The sequence below is a fragment of the Enterococcus sp. AZ063 genome (genome assembly GCF_051715045.1).
Classification (GTDB): Bacteria; Bacillota; Bacilli; order Lactobacillales; family Enterococcaceae; genus Enterococcus_D; species Enterococcus_D casseliflavus.
In genome coordinates this window covers 840,697-852,791 of sequence record NZ_JBIOTA010000001.1, presented here as the reverse complement: position 1 = coordinate 852,791, position 12,095 = coordinate 840,697, and the positions used below count along the sequence as shown (strand labels likewise).

General features: G+C 41.4%; 13 protein-coding genes. 4 read left to right on the top strand and 9 right to left on the bottom strand.

What is annotated here, in order from left to right; all coding sequences use genetic code 11:
* The first annotated feature begins 31 nt into the window (after positions 1-31).
* Positions 32-871, top strand: coding sequence for an AraC family transcriptional regulator (locus IGK61_RS03885; protein ID WP_074536538.1), 840 nt, complete (start codon positions 32-34; stop codon positions 869-871).
* Positions 872-1,126: 255 nt separating this feature from the next.
* Here the strand turns inward: IGK61_RS03885 and IGK61_RS03880 are convergent, their stop codons facing one another.
* The 4 genes from IGK61_RS03880 to IGK61_RS03865 all read right to left on the bottom strand — a co-directional run bounded on the left by IGK61_RS03880 (position 1,127) and on the right by IGK61_RS03865 (position 4,813).
* Entirely contained in the window at positions 1,127-1,585 is a 459-nt protein-coding gene (locus IGK61_RS03880; protein ID WP_074536539.1) for a GNAT family N-acetyltransferase, read from the bottom strand.
* A gap of 72 nt (positions 1,586-1,657) precedes the next feature.
* The gene (locus IGK61_RS03875) at positions 1,658-1,957 is read right to left on the bottom strand and encodes a MazG-like family protein (protein WP_074536540.1); all 300 of its coding nucleotides are present in this window, start codon (positions 1,955-1,957) and stop codon (positions 1,658-1,660) included.
* 151 nt (positions 1,958-2,108) lie between these two features.
* Positions 2,109-3,422: a PTS sugar transporter subunit IIC gene (locus tag IGK61_RS03870; RefSeq protein ID WP_016620624.1), complete on the bottom strand. Its 1,314-nt coding sequence runs from the start codon at positions 3,420-3,422 to the stop codon at positions 2,109-2,111.
* An 11-nt stretch (positions 3,423-3,433) separates the two neighbouring features.
* Positions 3,434-4,813 carry a glycoside hydrolase family 1 protein gene (locus tag IGK61_RS03865; RefSeq protein WP_074536541.1) on the bottom strand — a complete coding sequence of 460 codons (1,380 nt, stop codon included), beginning with the start codon at positions 4,811-4,813 and terminating at the stop codon, positions 3,434-3,436.
* Between the two features lie 199 nt (positions 4,814-5,012).
* On the opposite strand from IGK61_RS03865, the gene IGK61_RS03860 reads away from it, so the two are divergent.
* The gene (locus IGK61_RS03860) at positions 5,013-5,711 is read left to right on the top strand and encodes a GntR family transcriptional regulator (RefSeq protein WP_034858220.1); all 699 of its coding nucleotides are present in this window, start codon (positions 5,013-5,015) and stop codon (positions 5,709-5,711) included.
* A 64-nt stretch (positions 5,712-5,775) separates the two neighbouring features.
* Here IGK61_RS03860 and IGK61_RS03855 read toward each other — a convergent pair whose 3' ends face one another.
* The 3 genes from IGK61_RS03855 to IGK61_RS03845 all read right to left on the bottom strand — a co-directional run bounded on the left by IGK61_RS03855 (position 5,776) and on the right by IGK61_RS03845 (position 8,446).
* Positions 5,776-7,095, bottom strand: coding sequence for a glycosyltransferase family 2 protein (locus tag IGK61_RS03855; protein ID WP_015509139.1), 1,320 nt, complete (start codon positions 7,093-7,095; stop codon positions 5,776-5,778).
* Positions 7,095-7,601, bottom strand: coding sequence for a hypothetical protein (locus IGK61_RS03850; RefSeq protein ID WP_074536542.1), 507 nt, complete (start codon positions 7,599-7,601; stop codon positions 7,095-7,097). Before IGK61_RS03850 ends, IGK61_RS03855 begins: the two co-directional genes overlap by 1 nt.
* 98 nt (positions 7,602-7,699) lie before the next feature.
* Positions 7,700-8,446, bottom strand: a complete 747-nt coding sequence (locus IGK61_RS03845) for a YcjF family protein (RefSeq protein WP_016610552.1) — start codon at positions 8,444-8,446, stop codon at positions 7,700-7,702.
* A 399-nt stretch (positions 8,447-8,845) separates the two neighbouring features.
* On the opposite strand from IGK61_RS03845, the gene IGK61_RS03840 reads away from it, so the two are divergent.
* The gene (locus IGK61_RS03840; protein ID WP_074536543.1) at positions 8,846-9,043 is read left to right on the top strand and encodes a hypothetical protein; all 198 of its coding nucleotides are present in this window, start codon (positions 8,846-8,848) and stop codon (positions 9,041-9,043) included.
* Between the two features lie 206 nt (positions 9,044-9,249).
* Here IGK61_RS03840 and groL read toward each other — a convergent pair whose 3' ends face one another.
* Positions 9,250-10,878 carry a chaperonin GroEL gene (gene groL / locus IGK61_RS03835; protein ID WP_005237384.1) on the bottom strand — a complete coding sequence of 543 codons (1,629 nt, stop codon included), beginning with the start codon at positions 10,876-10,878 and terminating at the stop codon, positions 9,250-9,252.
* 32 nt (positions 10,879-10,910) lie between these two features.
* Positions 10,911-11,195 (bottom strand): co-chaperone GroES, encoded by a 285-nt coding sequence (gene groES, locus IGK61_RS03830; RefSeq protein WP_005225291.1) that lies wholly within the window; start codon positions 11,193-11,195, stop codon positions 10,911-10,913.
* Between the two features lie 217 nt (positions 11,196-11,412).
* Here groES and IGK61_RS03825 point away from each other — a divergent pair, with 217 nt between their 5' ends.
* Positions 11,413-12,057, top strand: a complete 645-nt coding sequence (locus IGK61_RS03825; protein ID WP_074536544.1) for a CPBP family intramembrane glutamic endopeptidase — start codon at positions 11,413-11,415, stop codon at positions 12,055-12,057.
* Positions 12,058-12,095 lie beyond the last annotated feature (38 nt).

Below are 12,095 nucleotides of genomic sequence, written 5' to 3'. Positions count from 1 at the left end.
TTAACACTATTCTGTAAAAAGGTGGTGCGGTATGTACTTTGAACGCACAGAAGAAAACGAAGAAACGACCAAACATACAACTACAAATCGCTCCTTCGCAATTTATCAACGTTGCTTGCAACAAAAGCGTGGCGACCAATTGCCTCTGCATTGGCACGACGAGCTGCAAATTGTATGGGTCGAAGAAGGTAGCTTCGTGTATACGATAGACGACGAGCAAATTTTGCTAAGCAAGAATGAGGCGATCATTATTAATAGCCGTGTACTCCATGGTGCTGTTTTAGCTTCAGAAAACGTCCGATATTGCTGCTTTGATTTTTCTTCAGGCTTTATTGCTGACCCTGCTTTTAAAGAAGCGATTGAACAATTAGTCCACGATCGCACCCGCAGCTATCGGCGCTTAACCTTAACCGCCCAACATCAAGCATTTGTTCAAACCGTGCGTCTGCCTCTGCTTATTGAACAACGATTTACTCTCTATGAATTGTTTTTAGCTGCCCTTTCACAGCTAATGGCTGCAAGACCTGCTTCACCAAAGAAAGAAACTATCTACTTAATGCTGGCATTTGTCCATGAGCATTATCAAGAACCATTAACGGTTCCTGCGATCGCTAAAGCTGCTGCCATCAATACACGTACTTGTACCGCCCTTTTTCGGCAATACACGACATTGACCCCAATCAACTATCTGATTGATTATCGATTGTCTCAAGCCAAAAACCTATTGATCGAAACGGATGAGCCGATCTCAACCATCTGCTACCACGTTGGCTTCAATCACTTGAGCTACTTTAGCAAAAGATTTCAGCGTAAATTTGGTTTAACGCCGCTACAGTATCGCAAGACCTATCGCGAAGATGATAGAAATTAGCTGATCGGTACCAACAGAGCCTCTCATCTAGATAAATTTTGCTATATTCTATAAGCGTTTCAGTACTTTTTTCACTTTTACGCTCATTGGTCCATAAGAGTCTCTTTGAAATCCTTTTCTAAAAACCACACACCCAATATTTAGTAGGCGAAAACATGTTCCTACAACATATTGTGGATAAACCTGTTGAAACTGTGCATAACTAAAAAGCCTGCGATTTTTTCGCAGACTTTTTTATTTATTGACAAGTTATTATTATTCTAGAGATAAATAATAGCTTACATTATCTGGTAGCGGTTTAAAGCCATTCTTTTTGTAAAAATCCGCTGCTGGCATACTTTCTTCGGTATCTAACAAAATCGTTGGAATCTCTTTCTTGAGCAGATCCTCTTTGATCCTTTCTAAAAAAGTGGAACCCAGGCCTTTTCCTTGGTGCGTGCCAGTAATTAAAAAGGTATCGATCACATACTCTTTTCCTTGATACCAGGGCTTGATAAAGCCTAATGAAAGACCAATCAATTCATTCGATGTTCGGTCTGTTAGTCGATAACCATTAAAAGTATTCATTGCCATCATTGATGATACATAGTCGGTGATTTGCGGCACTGTCAATTGGTCATTCCATGGTTCTGCTGAAAATACGGCAATATAGTGGTCCACGACTTCTGCTAAATCTGCCGTGGTCAATTCACGCATGCTTACGTTCTTTTCCATCCTATCTCCTGCTTCCATTTCTATTTCGGTAAGGGCCTATACTCGAGGAATCCACTAGTTTTTGTGCGTGTATCAACTATCGATTCGTTTGGCATAGCCATTGCCATAACTCGTATAACGACGCTTTTGGTTGACGGCCATTTTTTTATGAATCTCAGCTTCAAGATCGATGGAAAGGATTTCTGCTAACCCAAGAAGATAAATCGCCACATCCGCCAATTCTTCTCCTACCTCTTGTTGCTTCCGATACGCGTCAAAGGCTTCCCCTACTTCACCATATAAAGCCAAAAACTCTTTTTCAATATTTGTGACATTGAATTGGTGATCGATTTTGTTTTGATAAATCGCTTTTTGCATTTCTGAAAGTTTCATAGTCGCTCCTTTTGGGATAGTATACCATTTAATTAAAATTCAAAATAGAAACTTAGTAAAAAATCACCTCAAAAAATAGTGACCCCCAAAACGTTAGAATTTTGTTCTAACTTTTGTAGGTCACTCTAGTATAGGATTCATCCTGTTTTGTTTATTCTGCACGCTCCAATTCAGCAGATTTGATTGCAACCCGTTGAGCGATTTTTAGAAATGGAAAATAGATTGCTACACAGACGACGATGATGATCACTTGAACCAAAACAACTTTGAAATCCCCTTTTGATGCCAACAATGCACTAAGAATTGGTGGTGTCGTCCAAGGAACCATCACAGAAAGCGGTTCAATGAATCCTACTGCGGTAGCAAAGTAGCCAATCAACGTTGCAACAATTGGACTTGCAACGAAGGGAATGATCATGGGTAAATTGAAGACGATCGGTAAACCAAAGATGATTGGCTCGTTGATATTAAAAATACCCGGAGCTAGGGATAGATTGACGACATCCCGAAAAGGTTGGTAATTGCGGACGAATAAGAGCACTGCAATGATCAAGCTGATCGTAAATCCAGTCCCGCCTAGTTGTGCGAAAACCGTCACGAATGCTGAATTTAAGATATTGGGTGGCGTAGCGCCTTCTTGCACGGCTTGCATGTTTTCATTCATATTGACTAACAGCAATGGATCTAACAAGGTGCCATTGATGACGGTTTGGTGAATGCCTAAAGTAAACAGAAAATTGCCCGTTGAATAGATGATCAAGAACCCAAAAATCGATGTGTTCAATAAACGCAGTGGTTCTTGGATCACTGTTGAAATGATTTGAATCAGGTCGGTATCAAAGGCTGCTAGCACGGTCGCAACTACGGCAAAGAAGGAAATCACCAAAATAGCAGGGATCAACGTGCTGAAGGATTTGCTGACGGCAGGAGGAACTTGATCCCCTAAATTGATTTTTAAGTGCTTGTTTTCTGACAATCGAATAAATAATTCCGTGGCAACTAACCCACAAATGATTCCAGAAAACATCCCTTTGGTCCCGACATCGTCAAATAGCATCACACCACTGATGGTCACTTCTGCTTGAGCGCCTTCTGGCATCACGGCATGAGCCATCGCCAACATGACCACTAAGCAAGTCGTTGCCACAAAGGTTGCATTGATGGCGCTCGGATTGTTTTTGTTGCGGCAAAGAAAATAAGCGATCATCGGGGCGATCAGCAGACCGGCGATATTCAATGTTCCATTGGTGATGGAATTGCCAAACACTTGCATTCGCGCCAAGGCAGCCCCTTCTAAAAACCATGGAAAGAAGACATTATTAAACAACACAGCGATCCCTGCGATAATAAAGGCAGGCATTAAGGTCGCAAACGCATCACGAAGACTTTTGAGATGAACCTGATTGCCGAGACGGACCGAAAACTCTGTAAATTTATCTAAAAACGTGCGCTTTTCTGCTGCCATTTTTGTTCCTCCTATTCTGCATATGGGTTTGTATAGATCGTACTACCATTCGTTTTGATCACTTCTTTGAACCATTCATACGATTTTTTTGGCACACGTTTCATATCTCGCAACTCATGATTGCCACGATTGACATACACAAGTCCGTATCGTTTCTCCATATCACCTTGAGAGCTCAAAATGTCGATCAGTCCCCAGCCAAGATACCCAAGACAGACCACTCCATCTTCCACCATCGCTGCAAACATCGCTCGAATATGCTCTTGATGGTAGGCAATCCGGTAATCATCTTGAATCGGTTCGTTGCCATTCCAATGCTCTCTGACACCAATTCCGTTTTCAATCGGAAACACTGGCAACCGGTACCGCTGATAGACTTTATTTAAGACATCACGGAAGCCGAGCGGATCAATTTGCCAATTCCATTCCGTCGTTTCAATATACGGATTGTCTTGTTTTCCAAAAGTCATGTACCGATTTGGCGGCGTTCCTTCAGGGATTTTTTCAGCGTTCAAGGTAGAAGAAGCATAATAGCTAAAGGCAATGTAATCATTTTTCTGCGCTGCGATCGCTTCTAATTCCCCAGGTAAAATATTCATATTGAGTTGATGATTTTTCACGTATCGGTCTTGTGCTGCCGAATACTTGCCGTGCGCATAGCAATCTAATAAAGTAAAATTCGCAAATTCATCAAACTCTCTTGCTGCTTTGATGTCTTGTGGACGACAAGTCGCTGGATACACTTCAGAATACGCCAGCATGCCGCCAATCTTCGCATTTGTTGTTTCATGAAGATAGTTACAGATCTCTGCATGGCAAACCATGACATTGTGGAAAATTTGATACAATTCTTCTGTTGTTTCTTCCCCTTCTAAATAGCCGCTGATCTTAAAACCATGGTCTTGGTGGAAAAGATTTTGTTCGTTAAAGGTTAACCAATAATGGACTTTATCCGCAAAACGATCCACCATTTCTTTTCCAAAGCGAATGAATGCGTCCTTCACTTCTTTACTGATGAAACCGTTATAGGTTTTCGCTAGATGCAGGGGCATATCAAAATGGTACAAACAAATCATAGGTTCGATCCCTCGAGCTAACAGATCATCAATAAAACGATCGTAATAGGCGATCCCTTCTTCATTAAAGGCACCATCTCCATCGTGAACGACCCTTGACCAAGAAATTTGGAAACGATACATGTTCATCCCCAAATCTTGCATATAATCAAAATCTTCTGTATACGCATGATAGTTATCATTTGCTACATGCCAATCGCTAGCCTGTTCCGAAGCTTCCCGTATATCATAAACGGATAAGCTTTTACCGCCTTCATTCCAACCACCTTCTGTCTGCATACTGCTGACACTGTTTCCCCAGTAAAATTTTTTCATATTGATTCCTCCATTATTTGTATTCGCTTACAAAACCTATTATAATTAGGTGAAACTGGCATGTAAATTTTTCAAAAACATATGTAAAGCTTTTTCTATACATGTGAATTTCAGCGGATTCTTTAGTGATAGACCTTGTTTTTATCCCCTTCAAACAAAACTCAAGTCCATGAATTTCTTTACATAAGGAGTGATGACTATGACAAAATACAAAGAGATCGTTGATCAGTTGCGGACGGATATTTATGAAGGAGTTTTTCCTGCTTTATCAAAACTACCGGAACAAACGGCGTTAGCCAAACGATTTCAAACCTCGCGAATGACGATCCAAAAAGCGCTAAATCAATTGAAGCAAGAAGGCCTGATTTCTACCAAAAGAGGTCATGGCACCTATGTCAATTCAGCGACCTACCAAGGACAGATCAATGAGTATATCGGTTTAGTCAACCGATATGGCGGACGGCATAAAGTGCAAAGTAAAATCATTAGTTTCAATGTACGTTTTCCAGAAGCCAACGAAATGGATTACTTGTCTTTGCGAGAAAACGAACCGGTTTATGATATCGTACGACTGCGCTATGTTGATAACGAACCATTTGAATTGGAGTACACGATCATGCCCATCAAAACCATTCCCGATATTGATATGGCGATCCTTGAACACTCGATCTATCGATATATCACTGATTCCTTACATCTCAAAATAGGTCCCGCCATACGTAAAATCCGTGCCGACAAAGCGGATTCCTATGATATCAAATATTTAGAAGTCGATCCCAATGATCCGATCTTAGAATTAGAACAAGTTGCTCGTCTCTCCGACGGACGACCCTTCGAATTTTCGCAAACTCGTTATCCTTACCAAAATCGTGAGATTTACTATCTTTCTGAACCATAATGGCAAAAAAACAAGTCTGAAGAAAACTCAGACTTGTTTTTATTGTCCAGGGAAGGTGAATTCGTTAAGATTCTTCGGTTTTTTTCGCCGTTCGCTCAGGGCTGACCCAAACGCCGCTGCCGTAGCCAAGTATGGTCTTGACGGCTGGAATAAAGGTAGTGACGATCGTTATGGCATTAATCATCCAGTAAAACAGCATGTAAAAAGGGGCAAAGCGGAAATACTTCAGCTTGCTGCGGTTATCATCCGCCAAGAGGCTGGTAAATAGCTGCATGACCCCCGCAATCATCTCGAAACAAACGAAGAGAAAGGCCATCGTAAACATATGATAGATCCGTTCGTAATTCCCAGTTGCACCATAATAGATCAGATAGAAGACAAACAAGGCAGATGAAAGCCAGAAAAAGAATGACCAGATGATACTTAATGTTTGATCGACAAACATAGCGGTTCGACCAATGTTTTCAAAAGGATGCAAAAAGACCTTTTTAAAGTTGGTCAGCCATACTTCTGTACCGCCCTTCGCCCAGCGTTTCCGTTGTCGGTAGAGCATCTTGAGTGTTTCTGGCACCTCCATGAAAAACATCACTCGTGAAGCAAATAAAGACAGCCAACCTCGGAATTGGTGGTCCCAGGCAATACTGATGTCTTCTGTGGCTCGATTTTGTCGAAACAGACCCACGTCCATCAATGCCGCGCGGCGATACATCGTATTGGCACCGCTATAGGCATAGATGACGCCGAAAACGGCTTGCTGTGTCCGTTTGATAATTCCTACGATACTTGAAAACTCAACAGTTTGTGATTTTCCTACGATCGTTGTGCGGTTTTGAACGTCCATATTCGCCGTAATGGCAGAGATATTGATGGAGTCTTGGCGGATGAAATAATTGACATATTTCCATAACGCATCAGGTTCAGGAACCGTATCTGCGTCGTTGCTCAAGATCAATTCCCCTTTGGCAAACCCTACCCCAATATTAAAGGCATGGGCCTTTCCTTGGTTTTTTTCGATGCGCAACACTCTTAGATTTGGGTACTGTTCCATCAATCGGTCTAATATCACAGGGGTTTGATCCGTTGAGCCATCATCAGTCACCAACACCTCATAATTGCTGTAGTTCAGATTGTTCATTAAATAATGAATCGTGTCTTCAATAACGATTTCTTCATTGTGAGCTGGTACCATAATCGTGATCATCGGCTCGATCTCTTCGGGGATCGGTATCCACTCTAATTGACGATAACGGAACAAAAAACGATTGCAGATCACCCCGATGAACCAAGCAAAGCCGCCTAAAATCGGATACGTAAAGAGAATCATTAAAACGACTGTTAAAAATGTATCCAACCATGGGAACCCAGTATCAAAATTGACAACCATCAGCCCACCCCATTTCTACGGAAAAGTTCTTGGATCTCCGTTTCTCCGATGTTTTGCTCCGGTGCAACCGCATAGTATTTTGCCCCATGGCGTTCTTCTTTCGTCCCGAAGCGTTCTTCATAAAATGCTTCTAGCAACTCTTTGCGCTTTTCCAAGGCAGCTTCATCATGCATCGACTGCTTTTGCAGCAATCGTTTGAAGCGGCGGTTGTTCCTCAAGGTCAACAAAGTAAACGTCAGAACCAAGACCAAAAAAGAAATTCCTAAGAACAACGCCAAAAAATCAAAAGTCACTGCTTCTTCCAGATATGTCCGAAAGGCAATCCGATCCGCCAGATTCGGTAAAGTCAGCGGGATGGCCAGCCAGACAAAGGGAACCAAGACCATCAGCCAAGCAAGAATCGTCAAAATCGTTTGGCGGGTCTTCAAAGCAGAACGACCTTTTTGAAAATACGCATCGGTGACCAACCGTTCTTTGACTTCTTCCCGTGTCACTCGTTGTTTCATTTTACTCACTCCTTTAAAATAACTATTTATTTGCTGTGAAGAAAAAGAAGCAACAAAAGCAAGTCCTCTGGACCTGCTTCGTTCTTCTTCTGTTTGTCTCACTTGGATTTCTTGCCAACTTTCAACGCATTGAACAGCGTGTGAAATTGGCCTTTAAAGGACATCACTTGCTCAAACACATCTTCCCCATCATTCAGCATCTTGACAGTCACCCAGCCTAATGCTTCGGTGATACCACTAGCCACACTGGCATTGATTGCAGCTCCAGCAACGGTGCCGACTGCTGGGACAAATTTCAAGATATTGCCAACGGCACTGCGACCAAAACTCACAACGACTAGCTCTTTCGAAATACTTTTCGCTAACCCTTCACGCCATGTTCGCCCAAAAATACGATACAAACGGGCCATCATTGTCATCTGAACTGGCACAAGTAACACTGCATCTGAAAAGGGAATCGGTGAACAGCCGATGATCGCCGCCGTCAAAGAAGCCGCATGGATCGTGCGGTGGGCTTTTTTCCGCGTTTCATCATCTACGCCAACCAAAAACTCCTCAAACACCTGATCAAATTGATCCTTGCTTTTCGCTAACACTTTTTCCGCCTGGGCTTTTGATCCGTCATAGCCTTTCATCACCAGGGAAGCCGATTTTTTCGGCATTCGCTTCATGACATCCGCAAAAAAAGAAGTAAACTCCGCTTCTTCTTGCAGCTCTTCTCTCGTTTGACTTTGCTCGACTTGAACGGACTGTTCCGTTAATAATTCATTTTCGTTTTGCTTCTTTTTGCGTTTTATCCATGGTTTTTTCAAAGAAATGTCTCCTTCTTTCGACTCGTTGTTCATTTAAAAATCAAAGTGAGCCATGATTTTGTTCCTCTTTCTATTTTAGCTCAGGTTTTTCAAGATAGCGAAAATGTAGCTTGAGAGAGCTTACACTTGCTGAAAAATGCAAATTTGCATCTTTAGATTATTTATTTATATTATCGTTTTTTTATGCTATGATACACAAAAGGAGTGGATCGAATGAAAAAGAAATTGAATTGGAAAGTCCTTTTTTATCTAGGCTTATTGACTTACTTTCTTTTAAGCGGGATCTTCGCATTCTTTGGCGTCGAAATACCGTTTCTTTATAAACGTTGATCTTCACATTTTCTCAGAACCATATCATTCAACTCTTTGCTCTATGTTGAGAGAATCCATCATTCTATCGTCCATTCAATCTAATCAGAAAAGGTGATTTTCTTGTCCATTTTATTTGATCTATTGCAGCTGCTTGCCGTTATCTGTATCGCGTATTTATTGTTCACAAAAAAACATTTCCTCAAACAATTAACCGCTGTTCAGAAAATGGTCTTTGTCGTTTTATGTATTTCGGTGATACTGCCGGCTCTCTACGAATTTATTACTGGTTTTGCACAGGGATTTTGGGAACGGTTGTAATTGACGTTCCTTACAAAACTCGCTGCCTTTACAAGACAAATAGATAGCTTATATCTACCAATCCTTTCTCCTTTTATTCAAGCAATGAACCAATTCTTTGGTGCTTAGAATACTAAGAAGAAAGGTTTTTTGTCTTTTTCTGTGTTGAAGTATTTTTAGATCGCACAAAAAAAGAACCCCTCAAAAGAGGAGTTCTCAAGGCTTGCTTACATCATGCCGCCCATACCCATTGATGGGTCCATTGCAGGAGCTGCTGGCGCTGCTGGTTCTGGTTTGTCGGCAACGACTGCTTCAGTTGTTAACAATAATGCGGCAACAGAAGCTGCGTTTTGTAATGCAGAACGCGTCACTTTTGTTGGGTCAACGATCCCAGCTTCTAGCATGTTTACCCATTCGCCAGTTGCTGCATTGAAACCAACGCCTAAGTCAGCGTTTTTCAATTTGTCGATGATGACTGAACCTTCGTAGCCTGCATTTTCAGCAATTTGACGAACTGGTTCTTCTAAGGCACGTAAAACGATTTTGACACCTGTTGCTGCATCGCCATCTGTTTCGATTTCTGCAACTTTGTTGATGACATTCACTAAGGCAGTTCCCCCACCTGAGACCATGCCTTCTTCAACAGCGGCACGTGTTGCATTCAATGCATCTTCAATACGTAATTTCAATTCTTTCAATTCAGTTTCAGTTGGTGCCCCAACTTTGATCACAGCAACCCCACCAGCAAGTTTTGCTAAGCGTTCTTGTAGTTTTTCACGGTCAAAGTCAGAAGTTGTATCAGCGATTTGGTTTTTGATCAATTGAACGCGTGCGTCAATTGCTTCTTTTTCACCAGCACCTTCAACGATTGTTGTGTTGTCTTTATCCACAACCACTTTGCTTGCTTGACCTAAGTTATCGATGGTTGCATCTTTCAGCTCAAGACCTAAGTCTTCAGTGATCACTGTACCACCAGTTAAGATCGCAATGTCTTCTAGCATTGCTTTACGACGGTCACCAAATCCTGGTGCTTTCACTGCAACAACATTGAATGTTCCACGGATTTTGTTCAATACAAGTGTTGGTAATGCTTCGCCATCAACGTCATCAGCGATGATCAATAATGGTTTTGATTGTTGTAAGATTTGTTCTAACAATGGCAAGATATCTTGGATGTTAGAGATTTTTTTGTCAGTGATCAAGATGTATGGATTTTCTAACGCTGCTTCCATTTTATCGTTGTCAGTTACCATGTATTGTGATAAGTAACCACGATCAAATTGCATTCCTTCCACAACATCTAATTCTGTTTCGATCCCTTTTGATTCTTCAATAGTGATAACACCGTCATTGCCGACTTTTTCCATTGCATCAGCGATGTATTGACCAACTTTTTCACTACCAGAAGAAACAGCACCAACTTGTGCGATTGCTTCTTTTGAATCAACGATTGATGAAATGTTGTGTAGCTCTTCTACAGCCACTTTTGTTGCCATTTCGATCCCACGACGAATACCTAATGGGTTCGCACCAGCGGTGACATTTTTCAATCCTTCACGAACGATTGCTTGTGTCAATAACGTAGCAGTCGTTGTTCCGTCACCAGCGATATCGTTTGTTTTTGAAGCGACTTCAGAAACAAGTTTTGCGCCCATGTTTTCAAAATGATCTTCTAATTCGATTTCTTTAGCGATCGTTACACCGTCATTTGTGATCAATGGTGAACCGTAAGATTTTTCTAAAACCACGTTACGACCTTTAGGGCCTAAGGTTACTTTTACTGTATCTGCTAATTTATCTACCCCACGAAGCATTGCTGCGCGTGCGTCTTCTGCAAATTTGATTTCTTTTGCCATGATTTCATCACCTCAAGTATTTTTTATTTTTCTTATTCTACTACTGCAATGATATCTTTTGCAGCAACGATCAAATATTCTGTTCCTTCATATTTCACTTCTGTGCCAGCGTATTTTTCGAACATTACTTGTTCGCCAACGTTGACAGCAACAGGAGCTTTTTCACCGTTTTCGAGCGTGCGTCCTTCGCCGACTGCAATAACGGTACCCGTTTGTGGTTTTTCTTTTGCTGCTGATGCAAGCACGATTCCGCCTACAGTTTTTTCTTCTTCTTTTGCGACTTCGATAATCACACGATCACCTAATGGTCTTAACACGATAAATCCCTCCAATGAATGTTATAGAATTTAGCATTAGCACTCTCTTGTATCGAGTGCTAACTTACAGTTTCAATATTACTCATTTTCCCAAATTTTTGCAAGCCTTTTGCTAAATTTTTTTTGCATTTCTAATTGATTGATAAATATAGTAGGATTTTTTGTTTCTAGAAGCAACCTAGTCTATAATGAAGCAAAGGAGTGTGAGGAAACAACTATGTCTTTATCAAAATATTCTTTGTCCACGATTCTTACTTACGGCATCGTCTTTTTTCTACCGATCGCCTTCGTCCCTAGCGGACATCAAGTAGCAGCAACAACGATCGGTTACTTAGCTGGTGCAGCGATCATGTTTTTCTTGTATTTCAGACAAACAGAACCGCTATCGTTTGAACACAAAAAAACCAAAGTCTCAGCGATTCTTATTTACGGGCTAACCGGCATTGTCGCAGCGATTTTGTTGCAAAATCTAGCCATCTTTATCGAATCCTTTTTCGGAGAAGTCAGCGCTTCGCAAAATACCGAAAACATCATTGCCATCGTGGTGCAAAACCCACTCTTTGCTCTCGCAGCAATGGTCGGTGGGCCAATTATGGAGGAATTTGTCTTCCGCAGAGCCTTAGTTGGCATCATTGGGAAATACAGCAATGTTTGGGTTGGTGTAGTTGTCAGCGCCGTAGCCTTTGCCTTTGCCCACAATGACAATCATCTCTTAGTCTATATTTTCTTAGGACTGTTCTTTTCTGGGCTTTATGCTTTGACCGGCAGTATTTGGACTTCCATGATCACCCATGTGGGAATGAACACTTTAGTTATTATTATTCAGTTATTGCTTCATTACGGCTATATCCAAATGCCCTAAAGAAAAAACGCTACGCAGAAATTTTGCGTAACGTTTTT